Source organism: Curtobacterium sp. MCBA15_001 (assembly GCF_001864835.1).
Taxonomy (GTDB): domain Bacteria; phylum Actinomycetota; class Actinomycetes; order Actinomycetales; family Microbacteriaceae; genus Curtobacterium.
The window spans coordinates 240865-259070 of the sequence record NZ_MJGI01000025.1 but is presented as its reverse complement, the minus strand read 5'-3'; the positions used below and the strand labels follow the sequence as shown (position 1 = coordinate 259070).

The following is an 18206-nucleotide window of genomic DNA, read 5'->3' as shown; positions in this document are numbered from 1 at the left end:
GCCATGCCGTCAATCGTAGGTGCCGACTCCGACACCGGCCGTGCGCCGGGAGCGCGGCGGCGGCACACCGGCCACGCGGACCCGGTCCGATACGCTCGTCGCACACTGCGACGAGAGGGCAGACCAGCACCGTGGCACCGAAGAACCAGGCGCGCGAGAACCGCGAGGCCCGCGAGCGGCTCCGACTGTACGAAGCCCGCCAGGGCCTGCACGACCGGCAGCGACGCCGTCGTCGTCGCGACGACCTGCTCGGCATCGGCGCCCTGGTCGTCGTCGCCGCGCTCGCCACCGGCTCGCAGCTCGCCTTCGCCGGGTCGAGGCCGGCGCCGGACGCCAGCGCGAGCGCCAGTGCCAGCGCCAGCGCCACGGGTGCCCCCACGCCGTCGGCGAGTGCCACGGCCGCGAACACCGGAGACGTGCCGAGCAAGACCATCGCGGCCGACAGCACCTGGACCGGCTCCCTCACGCTGAACAAGGACGTCCGCCTGGGCATCGAGCTCGACGGCAAGGCGGCACCGCAGGCGGCCAGCGTCGAGATCGACCTGATCCGCAAGCAGTTCTACGAGGGCACGAAGTGCCACCGGCTCGCTGACAGTGCTGACTTCAAGTTCCTGCAGTGCGGTTCCGCGAACGGCGACGGCACGGGCGACGCGGGCTTCCAGTACGGACCGATCGAGAACACGCCGAGCAACGACGTCTACCCCAAGGGCACGATCGCCATCGCCCGGAGCTCGTCGACCTCGTCGCAGTCCACGCAGTTCTTCATCGTCTACGGCGACACGACGCTCGACGGCTCGACGGGCGGCTACACGGTCGTCGGCAAGGTCACCAGCGGGCTCGACGACCTGCAGCGCGAGATCACGTCGAAGGGCATCGCGGACGCGGGCGACGACGGCACGGGGACCCCGAAGGTCGCCACCACGATCACCGGCGCGACGATCGAGCGCGAGCAGTAGTCCACAGTCTCGTCGACCCGCGGGCCGCGCAGCCCGCCCGTGCAATAGGGTGGCCTCCTGACCGTACCGACGGTGACGTCGGTGATGCACGACCACGATCGAGGCGAGACCTGTGGGATCTGACGAAGCAACGACCTGGGGGCGGGTCGACGATGCCGGCACCGTGTACGTCCGGTACCAGGACACCGAACGTGTCGTGGGCGAGTACCCGGACGCCACCGCTGAAGAAGCGCTCGCCTACTTCGCGCGGAAGTACGCCGACCTCGAAGGCCAGGTGAAGATCGCCGAGCAGCGTGTCCAGCGCGGCGCCTCCGCGAACGACGTCGCCCGCACGGTCGAGCACCTGAGCGCCTTGGTCGCCGAAGCCCGCGTGGTCGGTGACATCAAGTCCCTCGAAGACCGCGTCGGCGCCCTGTCCGAGCAGCTCGGCTCGCTCACCAAGGAGCAGGAAGAGCAGGCCAAGCAGGCCCTGGCCGAAGCCCTGGCCTTCCGCACCGGCCTGGTCGAGGAAGCCGAGGCCCTGGCCGCGGTGGACCCGGCACGTGCGCAGTGGAAGCAGATCACCGCGCAGCTGGACGACGTCTTCGCCCGGTGGCAGCAGCACCAACACGACGGTCCACGGATCCCCAAGAACGACGCCAACGAGCTCTGGAAACGCTTCCGGTCGGCGCGCTCGACCGTCGACCAGCACCGTCGTGCGTTCTACTCCGAACTCGACGCGCAGCACCGTGACGCCCGGACGCGCAAGCAGGAGCTCGTGCAGCAGGCCGAAGCGCTCGCACCCCGTGGCTCCGACGCCATCCCCACCTACCGCCAGCTCCTCGACGACTGGAAGCGTGCCGGACGTGCCGGCAAGCGCCACGACGACGCGCTGTGGGCCCGCTTCAAGGCCGCCGGCGACGTGCTCTTCGAACAGCGCCACGCCGAGAGCGCAGCCGAGGACGAGGAGTACACCGCCAACCTCGAGGTCAAGCAGGCGCTCCTGACCGAGGCCGAACCGCTCCTGCAGCAGCGCGACCGCGTCGCCGCTCGCAAGACCCTGACCGACATCCAGCGCCGCTGGGACGAGGTCGGCCGGGTCCCCCGGGCCGACGTCCGCCGCATCGAGGACCGCCTCCGCGCCGTGGAGGACCACGTCCGTGGGCTCGAGGACGCGCACTGGCGTGAGTCGAACCCGGAACGCAAGGCCCGCACCACCGGTCTCGCGAGCCAGCTCGAGGACGCGATCGGCAAGCTCGAGTCGGAACTCGAGTCCGCCAAGGCCTCGGGCGACTCGCGCAAGATCAAGGACGCACAGGAAGCTCTGGACGCCCGCAAGATCTGGCTCGACGCCCTGGGTAGCTGACATCCGAGTAGCTGACATCCGAGCAGCTGACACCTCGGGCAGCTGACCCCACCGGCACAGACGGCACGACGAAGCCCCCGCATCCGGCAGGACGCGGGGGCTTCGTCGTGGTCAGTTCGGCTGGACCTGCGTGGGCATCCCCAGCAGCAGGCGGATGTCGAGGTCGTCCTGTCGCATCTGGCTCGCGAGTTCGTCCATCGACGAGAACTTCACCATGCCACGGACGTAGGCCACGAACAGGACCGAGATCGTGTCGTCGTACAGGTCGAGGTCCACGTCGAGCAGGTGTGCCTCGATCTGCTTCGCCGGCACCCCCTCGAACGTCGGGTTGTTGCCGACCGAGACCGCCGCCGGGTAGGTCGTCCCGTGGTGCAGGACGCGCGCGGCGTAGACACCGTCAGCGGGCACGAACCCCTCGCACGACGGGTCGAGGTTCGCGGTCGGGTACCCCATGGCGCGACCGCGCTGGTTGCCGTGCACCACCGTGCTGCGGACGGCGTGCTCGCGTCCGAGCAGCCGCGCGGCCTCGGCGACACGTCCGTCCCCGAGCAGTTCACGGATCCAGGTGGACGAGACCCGTCGCTCGCCGTCGGGGCGGACGTCGTCGACCAGGTCGACGTCGTCGATGAGCTCGACCGCGAACCCGTGCTGCGCGCCGAGCACGCGGAGCAGCGCGACGTCGCCGACGCCCTTCGCACCGAAGCGGAAGTCGCTGCCGACGAACACGAGCTGCGCGTGCAGGGTGTCGACCAGGATGCGGCGCACGAATTCCTCGGGCGACCAGGACTGCAGCTCGGCATCGAAGCGCAACAGCAGCGTCGCGTCGACCCCGATGTCCGCCAGCAGTTCCCGCCGTTGGGCGATGCTGGTCAGCGCCGGCGGGACCTTGGCGGGGTCGATGACCGTCAGGGGGTGCCGGTCGAAGGTGACGACGGTGGAGACGAGCCCCTGACGCGCCGCGGCCTGTTCGAGGTGGGCGATCACGGCGCGGTGCCCGACGTGCACCCCGTCGAACTTGCCGATGGTGACCGCGCTCGGCCCGAACCCCTGTGCGACGTCTGCGGCGTCCTCGTAGTACTGCATGACCGTCCCCACTACTCGCCGGCCACGGCGGGCTCGGTGTCGGCGACGGGAGCGCCAGCGGTCCGGTGGTGCTTGCGCAGCCACCAGAGCCCGGCGATCGGCAGCACGAGCGGCGCGAACGCGTACCCCAGCCCGTAGTACGACCAGATCGTCAGGTCGGGGAACAGCGCCCGGTCGAACAACGACAGCGTGCCGATGACGAGCACCCCCGTCATCTCGAACACGATGGTGACGCAGGCCACGCGGTACCAGAACCGGCCGGGCACGATGAGCGCGATCATGGCGACGATGTAGACGACCGCAGCGACGGCGCTCAGCGTGTACGAGAACGGGGCGAAGGAGAACTTCTCGGCGATCTGCACGACGCTGCGGCCGGTCGCGGCGAGGGCCAGGATGCCGTACACGGCGATGAGGACGCGACCGATGCCGGTCGCGAGGGAGGACTTGGTCGCCATTGCACCGATTCTACCGATGCCCGGCGACACCACCGACCGTGCGGGTCAGTTCAGGGCGAACCAGATCTGGTACATCCGGTAGACCATGACCGCGACGGTGAACGCGCCGGCCCCGAGCACGACGGTGCTCCACCGGGTGCGGTCGACGAGCGCCCACACGATCGTCGCGGGCGGGACCAGGAGCACGGACACCGCGTAGACCCAGAACTCGAGCACGTTGCCCTTCGGCGGGTTGCCCACCGCCGGGGCGACCAGCGAGACCACGAGCTGGGCGACGAGCAACAGCTCCACCAGGACCAGGGACCCGACGGTGTAGTCGTTGGGCTTCCACCCGACGAAGCCGACCACGACGGCGAACAGACCGACGACGACGGCGAGCACGAGCTGCACCCACATGAACCACTCGATCACGCTGTGGCCCCGTTCGTCGGGAAGTTCGTGATGACCCGGAGCAGCCCCCGCCGTACCGAGACGAGCCCGACGAGCCGGTCGTCACGGGCGGTGACCGCTGCCACGGGTCCGTCCGTGTCCGGGTGGTCGGCACTGATCCGCTTGCCGTCGGCCAGGTCCTTCGCGGCGATCGCGTCGAGGGCGACGACCGGGAAGAGCGCCCGCGCGATGTCTGCGGGACGGGCGAGCGCCGCATGGACGTCGACGGTGTCGTCCTCGAGGTCGATCGCATCGGCCACCGAGAACGGCCCGACCAGGGTGCGCCGCAACGCCGTCAGGTGCGCGCCGGTACCGAGGGCCGCACCGACGTCGCGGGCAAGGGCACGGACGTAGGTGCCGGAGGAGCAGGCGACGACGACGTCGAGGTCGACGACGGCGGTCTCGACCCCGTCCACGCTGACGACGTGGTCGTTCCGCCCCGTGATGTCGAACTGCGACACGGTCACCGAACGTGCCTTGAGGGTCACTTCCTCGCCCTTGCGCGCCAGGTCGTAGGCACGCCGTCCGTCGACCTTGATCGCGCTGACGGTCGACGGCACCTGCGAGATCGGACCGCGCTGCGCCGCCACGGCAGCCTCGACGGCGTCGTCGGAGACGTCGGCCTGCGCCACCCCGACCGCGGCGACCGGTGCGCCGTCGGCGTCGTCGGAGTCGGTCGCGACCCCGAGGCGGATGGTCGCCGTGTAGGTCTTGTCGAGCCCGACCAGGTGCGTCAGCAGCCGGGTGGACGGACCAGCACCCAGGATGAGCAGCCCGGTCGCCATGGGGTCGAGCGTTCCGGCATGCCCGATCTTCTTCAGACCGAGCCGCCGCCGGGCGATCGACACTGCCCGATGGCTGGAGATCCCCTGCGGCTTGTCGACGAGGAGGATGCCGTCGGGAGCGGTTTCGAGCACCCGAGGAGCGTACCAGCGACGCTGAGGTGAGCGCTGCTCAGCAGGCGTCGTTCCATTCGCGCCGCGGGTGCTCCGGGTCGGTCACGTCGAGCACCGCGGAAGCAGCGATCTTGACGTCGGCACGACGCTCGAGCCGGCCGGACTCCTGCTCCACCCACATCGACCAGCGCCACAGACCGCGTGCGCCGGCACCGAGGACACCGTGTCCGTGCACCACGAGCACGCCGTCACCGGCCCCGGTCGTCCGGAACGGGGCAACGAGGTCACTCCGGAGTCGGTCCGCGTCGGTCGTCGGCGCTGCGGCGGCCATGGCCGTGACCCCGTGCTGCGCGAACCCGTCGACCAGCCCGGCGGCGACGCGCTCGAGGTCGACGCCGTCCTGCCCGTCGACGCCGATGACGGTGCGGTTCGTGCCGACCTGCGCGATCACCTCGTTCGCGATCGCGGCCATCGTGTCGGTTGCTTCAGGTGCCCAGCGTGCCATGCACCCACCGTAGGCTGTCGTGGTGAACGCGAGCAGGGCCTCCCGACGGTCTGTGGACAACTCGTCGGACGGATCCCGTCCCGACATCGCCACCCCGCTGATCGCCTGGTTCCGCGCCGAGGCGCGCGACCTGCCGTGGCGTCGGCCCGGGTTCCCGGCCTGGGGCACGCTGGTCAGCGAGATCATGCTGCAGCAGACCCAGGTCGCGCGGGTGGTCCCCCGCCTGGAGGCCTGGCTCACCCGGTGGCCGACACCTCGCGACCTCGCCGAGTCACCTCCTGCCGACGCGGTGCGTGCCTGGGACCGGCTCGGCTACCCGAGACGCGCGCTCGCGCTGCACGCCGCGGCCACGGCGATCGCCGACCGGCACGACAACGTCGTGCCGCGGGACGTCGACGCCCTGCTGGCACTGCCGGGGATCGGCGACTACACGGCGCGCGCGGTCGCGGTGTTCGCGTACGGCGACCGGCACCCCGTCGTCGACGTCAACGTGCGACGCGTGCTGGCGCGTGCACTCCTCGGCGAGGGGCAGCCCGGCCCCGCGAACGCCAAGCGCGACCTGCCCCTCATGGAGTCGGTCCTACCGGAGGACCGCGACGCCGCCGCAGCGACGAACGCCGCCGTGATGGAGCTCGGCGCGCTCGTGTGCGTGTCCCGCTCCCCCGCCTGCGACGCCTGTCCGATCGCCGACCGGTGCGCCTGGCGCGCCGCCGGGTACCCGGAGCACGACGGGCCGCGCGCGCCGAAGCAGGCGAAGTTCGCTGGCAGCGACCGCCAGGTGCGCGGGCTGGTGATGGCAGAACTGCGCGCCAGCGACGTCCCGGTCACGCCGTCCGAGATCCGCCTGGTGTGGCCGGACGACGCGCAGCGCGACCGGGCGCTCGCGTCGCTCCTGCGCGACGGACTGGCCGTCGGGGACGACGCGAGCGGGTACCGGCTGCCAGACGGGTCCGACTAGGCGCGCGCCTCGGCGGCGTCGTCGTCCTCGTCGTCGTGCTTGTACGGGTCGGCGTCACCGGCGTACGTCGCCCCGGCCGAAGCGCTCCGGACGGCCTCGTCACGCTGACGGGCCTGCACGAGCAGGTCCTCCATGTGCGCTGACGTGTCCGGCAGGGCGTCGGCGATGAACTCGAGCGACGGGGTGAGCCGCGCCGTGATGTTCTTGCCGACCTCGGTGCGGAGCATGCCGGTCGCGGCCTTGAGTGCTGCGGCGGAGTCGGCGCGCTCCTCGTCGGAGCCGTACACGGTGTAGAACACCGACGCGTGCTGCAGGTCGCCCGTGACCCGGACGTCCGTGATGGTCACGAAGCCGAGTCGCGGGTCGCGCAGGCCCTTGTCGAGGCGACGGGCGACGACCTCCTTGATGCGGTCCGCCATCTTGCGTGCGCGCTGCGGGTCAGCCATGGGGTGCCTCCTGGGGGCAGGGGTTCTTCTGGTGGAACGGGGTCGGGCCCCGGCCTCCTGTGCAGGAGGCCGGGGCCCAGGTGGTCGTGCGACTAGTCGCGCGGCTTCTCGACGAGCTCGGTGGTCTCGATCTCGTCACCGATCTGGATGTCGTTGAACTTGCCCAGACCGATACCGGCCTCGAAGTCCGTGCGGACCTCGGTGACGTCGTCCTTGAAGCGACGGAGCGACTCGATCGCCAGTCCGTCGGCCAGGACCACGCCGTCACGGATGACGCGCGCCTTGGCGTTGCGCGTGATCGTGCCGGAGCGGACGATGACACCTGCGATGTTGCCGAACTTCGAGGACCGGAAGACCTCGCGGATCTCGGCGACACCGGACTGCACCTCTTCGTACTCGGGCTTGAGCATGCCCTTGAGGGACTGCTCGATGTCCTCGAGTGCGTTGTAGATGACCGAGTAGAACCGGACGTCGATGCCTTCACGCGCCGCACGCTCACGGGCCTTGACGTCCGGACGGACGTTGAAGCCGATGACGATGGCGTTGTCGATCGTGGCGAGGTCGATGTCCGACTCGGTGATCGCACCCACACCGCGGTGCAGGATGCGCAGCTGGACGCTGTCGTCCACCTCGATGTCGAGGAGCGACTGCTCGAGTGCTTCGACAGCACCGGAGACGTCACCCTTGATGATGAGGTTGAGCGAGTCGACCTTGCCCTCTTCGAGTGCACGGGTGAAGTCCTCGAGCGAGATGCGCTTGCGGGCCTTGGCCAGCTGGGCGTTGCGCTCGGCCGCTTCACGCTTCTCAGCGATCTGACGGGCGGTCCGGTCTTCTTCCGTGACGAGGAACGTGTCACCGGCGCGGGGCACCGAGGACAGACCCTGCACCTGGACCGGACGACTCGGGGTCGCCGCGGTCACGGGGTTGCCGTCCTCGTCCGCCATCGCACGGACGCGGCCGTAGGCCGTGCCCGCCACGATCGCGTCGCCGACGTGCAGCGTGCCGGACTGGATGAGCACCGTGGCGACTGCACCGCGGCCCTTGTCCAGACGCGCCTCGATCGCGACACCGCGGGCGTCCTTGTCGGGGTTCGCACGCAGGTCGAGCCCGGCGTCGGCGGTGAGCAGCACGGCGTCCAGCAGTTCCTGGATGCCGATGTTCTGCCGCGCGGACACGTCGACGAACATGACGTCGCCGCCGTACTCCTCGGCCACCAGGTTGTACTCGGTGAGCTGCTGGCGGACCTTGGCGGGGTTGGCGCCGTCCTTGTCGATCTTGTTCACCGCGACCACGATCGGCACGTTGGCCGACTGCGCGTGGTTCAGCGCCTCGATCGTCTGGGGCATGATGCCGTCGTCCGCCGCGACCACGAGGATCGCGATGTCCGTCACCTGCGCACCACGGGCACGCATGGCGGTGAACGCCTCGTGGCCCGGGGTGTCGATGAACGTGATCGGACGCTCGATGCCCTCGTGCTCGGCGACGATCTGGTACGCACCGATGTGCTGCGTGATGCCGCCGGCTTCGCCCTCGACCACCTTGGAGTTGCGGATGGCGTCGAGCAGGCGGGTCTTGCCGTGGTCCACGTGACCCATGACGGTGACGACCGGGGGACGCTGCTGCAGGACGGAGTCGTCCTCGTCGGCGTACTCCTGGTCGATGTCGATGTCGAAGCCCTCGAGGAGCTCGCGGTCCTCGTCCTCGGGCGAGACGATCTGGATCTTGTAGCCGAGTTCTTCGCCGAGGACCTCGAAGGTCGCTTCGTCGAGGGACTCGGTCGCGGTCGCCATCTCACCGAGGTGGAACAGCACCGTCACCAGGTTGCCGGGGCTCGCGTCGATCTTGTCCGCGAAGTCCGAGATGCTCGCACCACGACGCAGACGGACGACCGTGTTGCCGTCGCCGCGCGGGACCTGCACACCGCCGAGCGACGGCGCCTGCCGCATCTCGTACTCGGCGCGCTTCGTCCGCTTCGACTTGCGGGCACGGCTCTTGCCGCCACCACGACCGAACGCACCAGCGGTACCACCGCCGGGTCCACGACCACGGCCGCCGCCACCGGCGGGACGCGGGCCGCTGAACGCCGGACGCGGGAAACCACCGGCACCGCCGCCGGCACCGGGACGTGCGCCACCGGGGCCGCCACGACCGCCGCCACCCTGGCCCGGGCGCTGCCCGAAGCCATTGGGACGGTTGGCCTGACCGGGCCCACCCGGACGCGGAGCGCCGGGACGGGGTGCACCGGGGCGCGGGGGCTGCGGACGCGGGATGCCCGCGCCACCGCCAGCACCACCAGCGGGACGCTGGCCCATGCCCTGGTTGGACGCGAACGGGTTGTTGCCGGGGCGCGGCGGGCGCGAGCCCATGCCCTGGTTCGACGCGTAGGGGTTGTTGCCCGGACGTGCACCGGGCTTGGGGCCACCGGGCTTCGGGCCGGCCGCGGAGGGCTTGGCGCTGCCGGGCTTGACGGCGTCGGTCTTCGGAGCGTCGTCGGACGACTCACCCGTCGATGCGGCGGCCTTCTCGGCTTCCTTGGCCTTGCGTGCCGCCTCGGCCTCGGCCTGTCGCTGCGCGACGGACTTCGGGGCCGGGGTGACGGGGACGTCCGACTCGGCCGCCTGGGGGGCGACCTCGGGCTCGGGCTCCGGCGCCGGACGCTTGGGTCCGGGCTTCGGGCCACCCGGCTTGGGGGCGGACGACTTCGCCGCCGCGGGTGCGGGGGCTGCTGCCGGCTTGGCGGACGCCGAAGCGCCCTCTGCCTGCAGGGCGGCACGGAGCTTCCGTGCCACGGGCGGCTCGACACTCGAGCTCGGTCCCTTGACGAACTCGCCGAGCTCCTTGAGCTTCTCGAGTGCGGTCTTGCTGTCGACGCCGAGCTCGCTTGCGATCTCGTGTACGCGTGGTTTCGCCACTGTTCTCCTTCACGGGTCCCACCCCGTCAAGGGGCAGGACTCACTGGATGATGGGTCTCATTTCGAGCCGCTCATCAGTTGTCCATAAGCCGTTCAGCCTGTTCTGTCGTGTCCGGGCGCTCGCCCGCGTCGATCCGCTCCGCGTGGTTGGGTTCCACGTCGGCCAGTCGCCGCAGGTGTTCGAGCACCGCAGACGTGTCCGGTTCACGATCCAGCCGCAGCGCCCGGCGGAAAGCCCGGCGCTTGACGGCCATCTCGTACGCTTCGACCGTCGGTGTGAGCCACGCTCCCCGGCCCGGCATGACTGCCTTCGGATCCGCCACCACACGGCCGTCGCTCTGGGCGACGACTCGGAGGAGGGAGGATCGGGTTGCGCGACGACGACTGCCGATGCACGTTCTGACGGCGACCACTCTACTCCTTGCCTCCGTTGACCGCGATCCGGCACGCCCGGATCCGCATCGCCACGGGCGAAACGCCGGGCGCCGGCGCGATGTCGGCGTCTCTGATCAGGACTCGTCGTCGTCCAGGATCGAGCCCTGACGACCTGACGGGATGTCGATCAGGACTCGTCGTCGTCCAGGATCGAGTCCGGTTGGATGTCGATCCGCGCTCCGGTGAGCTTGGCGGCCAGACGCGCGTTCTGCCCTTCCTTGCCGATGGCGAGCGAGAGCTGGTAGTCCGGCACGAGGGCACGGACGGCCTTGGTGGAGGCATCGAGCACGAACGCGCTCGTCACCTTCGCCGGCGACAGTGCGCTCGCGACGAAGGTCGCCAGGTCCGGCGACCAGTCCACGATGTCGATCTTCTCGGCGCCGAGCTCGGTCGTCACGGCACGGACACGCGCTCCGAGTTCGCCGATGCAGGCACCCTTCGCGTTCACGCCCGGCTCGTTCGCCTTGACCGCGAGCTTGGTGCGGTGCCCGGCCTCGCGCGCCAGCGACGTGATCTCGACGACACCGGAGGCGATCTCCGGGACCTCGAGCGCGAAGAGCTTGCGGACCAGGCCCGGGTGCGTCCGGGAGACCGTGATCTGCGGCCCCTTGTTGCCGCGGCCGACGCTCGTCACGTACACGCGGATGCGCGAACCGTGCGTGTAGCTCTCGCCCGGGACCTGCTCTTCCGGGGGCAGGATCGCCTCGACGGTGCCGAGGTCGACGTGCACCATCTTCGGGTTCGGGCCCTGCTGGACCACGCCCGCGACGATGTCGCCTTCCTTGCCGCGGAACTGGCCGAGGATCTTGTCGTCGCCGATGTCGCGCAGGCGCTGGTTGATGACCTGCTTCGCTGCGAACGCCGCGATGCGACCGAAGTCGCTCGGCTGGTCGACGGCTTCGCCGATGACGGTGCCTTCGTCGTCGCGCTCGGGCACGAAGACGCTGACCTCACCGGTCTTGCGGTCGAGCTCGACGCGGGACTGTGCGTCGGCCGGCTCGCCGTTCTCGTCGGTGTGCTTGTGGTAGGCCGTCAGGATGGCCGACTCGATGATCTGGACGAGTTCTTCGAACGGGATCTCCCGTTCGCGCTCCATGAGTCGCAGGACTGCGAGATCGATCTTCACCGCGTGGCCTTTCCTATTCAGCTGAGTCGCTCCGGCGCGCTGGTGCCGCGCAGAAGTCGGCGTCCAGACTACCGCACTGCGGGTCGCGGCCCGCGCCCGAGACGGACGGGAGGCCCGGTGCCAGCTGGCACCGGGCCTCCTGTCCGGTGGGTGGTCACGTCGTCGACGCGAGCCGCTAGATCGCGCGGACCGCCTGCAGCAGCTCGGCGACCGGCACCTCGGTCCGCTCACCGCTCGCGCGGTTCCAGAGCTCGACGATCCCGTCGGCAGCCCCGCGGCCGGCGACGACCACGATCGGCATGCCGAGCAGCTCGGCGTCACGCAGCTTCACGCCGGGCGACACCTTCGGACGGTCGTCGTAGAGCACCTCGTAGCGCTCGGACTCGAGCGACTCGACGATCGTGGTCGCGAGGTCGTACGCGGTGGTGTCCCTGCCGGTCGCGACGATGTGCACGTCGAACGGCGCGACGTGCTTGGGCCACGCCAGGCCCTTGTCGTCGTTGTGCGCCTCGGCGAGGATCGCCAGGATCCGGGTGACACCGATGCCGTACGAGCCCATGGTGACGGTGGCGAGCTTGCCGTTCTCGTCCTGCACCTTGAGGCCGAGCGCCTCGGCGTACTTGCGCCCGAGCTGGAACACGTGGCCGATCTCCATGCCACGCGCGGTCTCGAGCGGACCGGAGCCGTCCGGTGCGGGGTCACCCGCGCGGACGTCGGACACCTCGGCCACGCCGTCGGCGACGAAGTCACGGCCGGCGACCAGGCCGGAGACGTGCACGCCGCGCTCGTTGGCACCGGTCACCCACGCGGTGCCGTCGACGACGCGGGGGTCCACGACGTACCGGATGCCGCTCGCGCTGTCCGCGCCGAGGACCTGCGGGCCGATGTAGCCCTTGACCAGGACCGTGTGCTTGCGGAAGTCGTCGTCGCCGGCGGCTTCGACCTCGGCCGGGGCGAAGGCGACCTCGGCCCGCTTGAGGTCGACGTCGCGGTCGCCCGGCAGCCCGACGACCACGATCTCGCGCGTTCCGTCCAGGTGGGTGAGCGCGAGCACGACGTTCTTGAGCGTGTCGGCCGCGGTCCAGGGTGCGCCGCCACGCGGGGCGACCTGGTTGGCGTGGTCGACCAGGGTCTGGATCGTGGGGGTGTCGGCCGTGGGCAGCACGACGGGCTCGGGCTGGCCCTCGATCGGCAGGGCGTCCGGCACCGGCGTGACGTAGGCCTCGACGTTGGCGGCGTACCCAGCGGCGCTGCGGACGAAGGTGTCCTCGCCCACCGCGATCGGGTGGAGGAACTCCTCGGACTTGGAGCCGCCCATCGCGCCGGCGTCTGCCTTGACGATCGCGTACTCGAGGCCCAGCCGGGCGAAGATCCGCTCGTAGGCGTCGCGCATCGTCTGGTAGCTGACGTCGAGGCCCTCGTCCGTGACGTCGAACGAGTAGGCGTCCTTCATCGTGAACTCGCGTCCGCGCAGCAGCCCCGCGCGCGGGCGGGCTTCGTCGCGGTACTTGTCCTGGATCTGGAACAGCGTGACGGGGAGGTCCTTGTACGACGAGTACAGGTCCTTCACCAGCAGCGCGAAGAGTTCTTCGTGTGTGGGCGCGAGCAGGTAGTCGGCGTCCTTGCGGTCCTTGAGGCGGAAGATGCCGTCGCCGTACTCGGTCCAGCGGTTCGTCGCCTCGTACGGCTCACGCGGCACCAGGGCCGGCAGGAGGACCTCTTGTGCGCCGGCGGCTTCCATCTCCTGTCGGATGATGCCCTCGATCCGGGCGCGCACGCGCAGCCCGAGCGGCAGCCAGGCGAAGATGCCCGGGGCCTGGCGACGGATGTACCCGGCGCGGACGAGCAGCTTCGCGCTCGTCACCTCGGCGTCGGAGGGATCGTCGCGGAGCGTACGGAGGAACAGATGCGAGAGCCGTGTGACCACGCAGCAAGCCTAGCGGCGCCCCGGGGTCCGGTCGGGTCCGGTGCGCGGCCTGTGGAGAAGTCGGCCGTCGTGGACGGCCGGACCGACAGGGGCTACGACGTGACGACGAGCGGCTTGCCGGTGCCGGCCGCCGGGCCCATCTCGTCGGCCAGGCGGTTCGCCTCGTCGATGAGCGTCTGGACGATCTCGCTCTCGGGGACCGTCTTGATGACCTGCCCCTTCACGAAGATCTGGCCCTTGCCGTTGCCCGACGCGACGCCCAGGTCGGCCTCGCGCGCTTCGCCCGGCCCGTTCACGACGCAGCCCATCACGGCGACGCGGAGCGGGACGGTCATGCCCTCGAGTCCGCTGGTGACGTCGTTCGCGAGCTGGTAGACGTCGACCTGCGCGCGGCCGCAGCTGGGGCAGGAGACGATCTCGAGCTTGCGCTCGCGCAGGTTGAGCGACTGCAGGATCTGCAGGCCGACCTTCACCTCTTGCGCGGGGGGCGCCGAGAGCGAGACACGGATGGTGTCACCGATCCCCTCGCTGAGCAGGATGCCGAACGCCGTGGCGCTCTTGATCGTGCCCTGGAACTCGGGGCCCGCCTCGGTCACGCCGAGGTGCAGCGGCCAGTCGCCCCGCTCGGCGAGCTGCCGGTAGGCCTTCACCATGACGATCGGGTCGTTGTGCTTGACCGAGATCTTGAAGTCGTGGAAGTCGTGCTCCTCGAACAGACTGGCTTCCCAGACCGCGGACTCGACGAGCGCCTCGGGTGTGGCCTTGCCGTACTTCTGCAGCAGGCTCGGCTCGAGCGACCCGGCGTTGACGCCGATGCGCAGGCTGACGCCCGCGGCCTTGGCAGCGGCGGCGATGGCACCGACCTGGTCGTCGAACTTGCGGATGTTGCCCGGGTTCACCCGAACCGCCGCGCACCCGGCGTCGATGGCCTGGAAGACGTACTTGGGCTGGAAGTGGATGTCCGCGATCACCGGGATCTGCGACTTCTTCGCGATGATCGGCAGCGCGTCGGCGTCGTCCTGCGTCGGGACGGCGACGCGCACGATGTCGCAGCCGGAGGCGGTCAGTTCGGCGATCTGCTGCAGCGTCGCGTTGATGTTCGTCGTCGGCGTGGTGGTCATCGACTGCACGGAGACGGGCGCGTCCCCACCGACCAGCACCTTGCCGACCCGGATCTGCCGGGACTTGCGACGCGGGGCGAGGGTTTCCGGGGCCTTGGGCATACCGAGATTCACAGCGGGCACGTCATGGACTCTACGCGCTCGACTGGACACCGCCGCGCGCCGCTCACAGGGTGTCGACGACCGTGACCAGCGGACCGTACAGCCGCATCGCATCGAGGGCGCGCTCGTGGTCGGCGTCGCTCGCTCCGGCGCAGGCCGACGCGACGACGGTCACGCGGACGCCCGCATCGGCCGCCGCCAGGGCGGTCGACAGCACGCAGCAGTCGGTCGAGACGCCCGTCAGGACCAGGTGCGGGTGCTCCCCCACGACGGCCTGGAGGTCCGTCCCCCACTTGCCGAAGGACGTCGCGGTGACGACGGGGCCGTCCAGGGCCGCGAACGGCTCCGTCAGGTCGTACAGCGGGTCGTCGTCGGGCACGAGCGCGAACGGCCAGTCGCGGTAGTAGTCGACCCAGGCACCGGCGGGCTCGGTCGGTGCGACGAAGCGCGTCCGCACGGTGCGACCGGCGAAGCGCGGCAGGAGTTCGGCGATCGCCGCCGATGCCCGCTCGTAGCCGGGCGTCGACCACGGGCTGTCGACGGTGAAGACCCGTTGCATGTCGATCACGACCAGCCAGGCGTCCGTGGTGTCGGGCGCCGTCACTGCTGCGCCTCCTGACGACGGATCGAGCCGCGGATGGCCAGGGTCCCGACGAAGCCGACCACCAGCGCCACCAGCACGCCGAGGTTCGCGTACGCCCAGGCACCGGTCCGGCCACCGAGGCCGAACGGTTCGAGCAGGTAGCCCTGCCAGTTGAGCCACGCCGGCACGCCGTAGGTGTTCGTGACGAGGCCCCAGCCGAGCGCGGTCCCGACGAGGACGAGCGCGATCGCACTCCAGCGGACGTCGCCGTACCGCCCGCGCCGGTCGTGCAGCTCGTCCTCGGCGTAGGCCCGCCGGCGCAGCAGCACGTCGGCGACGAACACCCCGGCCCAGGCGGCGACCGGGACGCCGAGCGTGACGAGGAACGCCTGGAACGGCGAGATGAAGTCGCTCGCGAAGAAGACGACGTAGACCGCTCCGGCGACCATGAACACCCCGTCGACCCCGGCGGCGACCGGGCGCGGGATCCGCACGCCCGCGCTGAGCAGCGCCAACCCGGACGAGTAGATGTCGAGCACGGCGCCGCCGACCAGCCCGAGGATCGCCACGACCGCGAACGGGATGAGGAACCACACCGGCAGCAGGGTCGTGAGCGCACCGATCGGGTCGGCGGCGATGTCGGTGTTCAGCTGCTTGGACGACCCGGCGAGCAGGACCCCGATGACGACCAGGATCGCCGGGGCGAGCGCCCCACCGAAGGTCGTCCACCCGACGACACCCCGTGTGGAGGCCGTGCGTGGCAGGTAACGGGAGTAGTCCGCCGCCGCGTTCACCCACCCGAGGCCGAACCCCGTCATGACGAGCACGAGCGCGCCGATGACCTGCTGCGCGCTGCCCGCCGGCAGGGCGCGCAGCGCGGCGAGGTCGATCGACGGCGCGGCGAGGGCGATGTACACGACGGTGAGCACCGCGGTGACGACGGTGATCCCGGTCTGCAGTCGCATGATGACGTCGAACCCGGCGACCCCGGCACCGATGACCAGCGCCGCGACGACCACGAGTGCGACGAGCTTGGTCACGACGCCGTCGTCCCACCCGAGCTCGCGGAAGACCGTCGACGTCGCCAGGACGGCCAGCGACGCCAGCGCCGTCTCCCACCCCACGGTGAGGATCCAGCTGAGGAACGACGGCAGGCGGTTGCCACGGACGCCGAAGGCCGCGCGGCTCAGCACCATCGTCGGCGCCGACCCGCGCTTGCCCGCGATCGCGACGACGCCGCACAGCAGGAAGGAGAACACCACACCGACGACCGTGACGACTGTCGCCTGCAGCAGCGAGATGCCGAACCCGAGCACGAACGACCCGTAGCTCAGGCCGAGGACCGAGATGTTCGCGGCGAACCACGGCCAGAACAGGCCACGAGGGCGACCCTTGCGCTCGGACTCGGCGATGACGTCGGTGCCCTGCAGCTCGACGGTGCGACGCTCGGCCGGTGCTGCGGTCCGGGTCTCAGGGGCTGTGCTCATGCGCTGAGCGTAGTGCGCAGGGAGCGGGGCGTCGGGCCGGCCGCGCTACCCGAACAGATTGACCGGGCGCACGATGTCCGCGTAGATCAGGAGCGCACTCATCCCCGCGAGCAACACCACGACGACCATCGTCAACGGCATCGTCTTCGCCAGGTCGATCGGACCCGGGTCGGCCTTGCCGACGAGCTTGAAGCTGCGACGCTTGACCGCCTCCCACAGCGCCCCCGCGATGTGCCCGCCGTCGAGCGGGAGGAGCGGGACCATGTTCAGCACGAACAGCCCGATGTTGAGCGAGGCCAGCAGACCCAGGATCGTGTAGATCTTGTCGACCACCGGAACGCCGCTCATCGACGAGACCGTGCCGATCGCACGGCCGACGCCGACCACCGAGACCGGGCTGTCCGCCGACCGGGCCTGCGAGCCGAAGGCCGCGTTCCACACCGCGACCAGGCGCTGGGGCAGGTCGATGATGAGGTGCGCCGACGCACCGATCTGGGCGCCGGTCGCGGGCAGCACCGCCGCGGGCGACTGCCGCACGAGGGTCTGTCCGATCGAGACGCCCACGACGCCGACCTGTTGGGTCTTCGCGGTGCCGTCCGCCTGCTCGACGATCTTGCCGGACGCGTCGTACACGTCACGGGTGGCCAGAGCCGGCGTGACCTGCAGGGTCTTCCGCGCGCCGTCACGCTCGACCACGACGCTCACCTGCTTGCCCGCGGACTTCTGGAAGGCGTCCGAGACCTGTGTGATGGTGGGGTCGTCGATCCCGTCGACCGCGACCACGACGTCACCGGACCGGATGCCGGCCTCCTTCGCCGGCGAGACCGCGTCGCCCGGCGAGCACTCGGTCGACTGGGTCGTCGGCAGGACGCAGTCGACGCTCGACGTGAAGGTCGTCGTCGGGGCGCCGAAGCCGACCAGCAGCACGCCGAAGAGCACGATGCCGATCACCAGGTTCATGGCGGGACCGGCGACCATCACGATGATGCGTTTCCACGGCGTCAGGCGGTAGAACGCCCGGGAGTCGTCGCCACCGGACTCGGCGATCTGCTCGGCGCTGGCCTGGCGGGCATCCTGCACGAACGCGCTGTACATGCCCGTGTTCGTGATCGCCCGACCCGACGCGCGGGGCTTGAGCATGCCGACCATCGAGATGTAGCCACCGAGCAGGATCGGACGGAGGCCGTACTCGGTCTCACCCCGACGGAACGACCAGATGGTCTTGCCGAAGCCGAGCGAGTACTGCGTCACCTTGACGCGGAACAGCTTGGCGAACGCGAGGTGACCGAGCTCGTGGAGCCCGATCGAGATCAGCAGGCCGATGATGAACACGACCACGCCGAGGACGAAGAGGAGCACGGTTCCGACGGTCACCGGAGCAGCGTACGGGACGCTGGCGATGAAGGAGCCGAGCGTGTGCTGGGTGGTGGGTCGGGCCTC

Annotated in this window: 17 protein-coding genes; 3 read left to right on the top strand and 14 right to left on the bottom strand. The window is 70.4% G+C overall.

Annotated elements, in window-relative coordinates:
- The first annotated feature begins 131 nt into the window (after positions 1-131).
- Together BIU90_RS13175 and BIU90_RS13170 are read left to right on the top strand one after the other, a co-directional pair.
- Positions 132-956: a peptidylprolyl isomerase gene (locus tag BIU90_RS13175; RefSeq protein ID WP_071300658.1), complete on the top strand. Its 825-nt coding sequence runs from the start codon at positions 132-134 to the stop codon at positions 954-956.
- 112 nt (positions 957-1068) lie between these two features.
- The gene (locus tag BIU90_RS13170; RefSeq protein WP_175470217.1) at positions 1069-2301 is read left to right on the top strand and encodes a DUF349 domain-containing protein; all 1233 of its coding nucleotides are present in this window, start codon (positions 1069-1071) and stop codon (positions 2299-2301) included.
- A gap of 111 nt (positions 2302-2412) precedes the next feature.
- Here the strand turns inward: BIU90_RS13170 and BIU90_RS13165 are convergent, their stop codons facing one another.
- The 5 genes from BIU90_RS13165 to BIU90_RS13145 are packed head-to-tail and all read right to left on the bottom strand — an operon-like array spanning position 2413 to position 5669.
- On the bottom strand, positions 2413-3384 hold the full coding sequence (locus BIU90_RS13165) for a bifunctional riboflavin kinase/FAD synthetase (protein ID WP_071301023.1): 972 nt from the start codon (positions 3382-3384) through the stop codon (positions 2413-2415).
- 11 nt (positions 3385-3395) lie between these two features.
- Positions 3396-3839: a hypothetical protein gene (locus tag BIU90_RS13160; RefSeq protein WP_071300657.1), complete on the bottom strand. Its 444-nt coding sequence runs from the start codon at positions 3837-3839 to the stop codon at positions 3396-3398.
- 45 nt (positions 3840-3884) lie between these two features.
- Positions 3885-4250 carry a hypothetical protein gene (locus BIU90_RS13155; RefSeq protein WP_071300656.1) on the bottom strand — a complete coding sequence of 122 codons (366 nt, stop codon included), beginning with the start codon at positions 4248-4250 and terminating at the stop codon, positions 3885-3887.
- The gene (truB, locus tag BIU90_RS13150; protein ID WP_071300655.1) at positions 4247-5185 is read right to left on the bottom strand and encodes a tRNA pseudouridine(55) synthase TruB; all 939 of its coding nucleotides are present in this window, start codon (positions 5183-5185) and stop codon (positions 4247-4249) included. The genes BIU90_RS13155 and truB overlap by 4 nt, the downstream gene beginning before the upstream one ends.
- Positions 5186-5222: 37 nt before the next feature.
- On the bottom strand, positions 5223-5669 hold the full coding sequence (locus BIU90_RS13145; RefSeq protein WP_139195272.1) for a hypothetical protein: 447 nt from the start codon (positions 5667-5669) through the stop codon (positions 5223-5225).
- Between the two features lie 97 nt (positions 5670-5766).
- Between BIU90_RS13145 and BIU90_RS13140 the strand changes: the two genes are divergently transcribed.
- Complete coding sequence (locus tag BIU90_RS13140; RefSeq protein ID WP_254787073.1) at positions 5767-6627, top strand: A/G-specific adenine glycosylase; 861 nt, start codon at positions 5767-5769, stop codon at positions 6625-6627.
- Here the strand turns inward: BIU90_RS13140 and rbfA are convergent.
- The 9 genes from rbfA to BIU90_RS13095 all read right to left on the bottom strand — a co-directional run bounded on the left by rbfA (position 6624) and on the right by BIU90_RS13095 (position 18140).
- Complete coding sequence (rbfA, locus tag BIU90_RS13135; protein WP_071300652.1) at positions 6624-7073, bottom strand: 30S ribosome-binding factor RbfA; 450 nt, start codon at positions 7071-7073, stop codon at positions 6624-6626. The genes BIU90_RS13140 and rbfA overlap by 4 nt on opposite strands.
- A 92-nt stretch (positions 7074-7165) precedes the next feature.
- The gene (infB, locus tag BIU90_RS13130) at positions 7166-9985 is read right to left on the bottom strand and encodes a translation initiation factor IF-2 (RefSeq protein ID WP_071300651.1); all 2820 of its coding nucleotides are present in this window, start codon (positions 9983-9985) and stop codon (positions 7166-7168) included.
- A 74-nt stretch (positions 9986-10059) separates the two neighbouring features.
- Positions 10060-10398 (bottom strand): YlxR family protein, encoded by a 339-nt coding sequence (locus tag BIU90_RS13125; RefSeq protein ID WP_083403953.1) that lies wholly within the window; start codon positions 10396-10398, stop codon positions 10060-10062.
- Positions 10399-10547: 149 nt separating this feature from the next.
- The gene (gene nusA / locus BIU90_RS13120) at positions 10548-11546 is read right to left on the bottom strand and encodes a transcription termination factor NusA (protein WP_071300650.1); all 999 of its coding nucleotides are present in this window, start codon (positions 11544-11546) and stop codon (positions 10548-10550) included.
- 175 nt (positions 11547-11721) lie between these two features.
- Positions 11722-13473 carry a proline--tRNA ligase gene (locus BIU90_RS13115; protein WP_071300649.1) on the bottom strand — a complete coding sequence of 584 codons (1752 nt, stop codon included), beginning with the start codon at positions 13471-13473 and terminating at the stop codon, positions 11722-11724.
- Between the two features lie 92 nt (positions 13474-13565).
- Positions 13566-14696, bottom strand: a complete 1131-nt coding sequence (gene ispG / locus BIU90_RS13110) for a flavodoxin-dependent (E)-4-hydroxy-3-methylbut-2-enyl-diphosphate synthase (RefSeq protein WP_071300648.1) — start codon at positions 14694-14696, stop codon at positions 13566-13568.
- Positions 14697-14760: 64 nt separating this feature from the next.
- Positions 14761-15300: a cysteine hydrolase family protein gene (locus tag BIU90_RS13105; RefSeq protein WP_083403952.1), complete on the bottom strand. Its 540-nt coding sequence runs from the start codon at positions 15298-15300 to the stop codon at positions 14761-14763.
- Positions 15297-16766, bottom strand: coding sequence for a cytosine permease (locus tag BIU90_RS13100; RefSeq protein WP_071300647.1), 1470 nt, complete (start codon positions 16764-16766; stop codon positions 15297-15299). Before BIU90_RS13100 ends, BIU90_RS13105 begins: the two co-directional genes overlap by 4 nt.
- Before the next feature lie 45 nt (positions 16767-16811).
- Positions 16812-18140, bottom strand: a complete 1329-nt coding sequence (locus BIU90_RS13095) for an RIP metalloprotease (protein ID WP_175470216.1) — start codon at positions 18138-18140, stop codon at positions 16812-16814.
- Positions 18141-18206 lie beyond the last annotated feature (66 nt).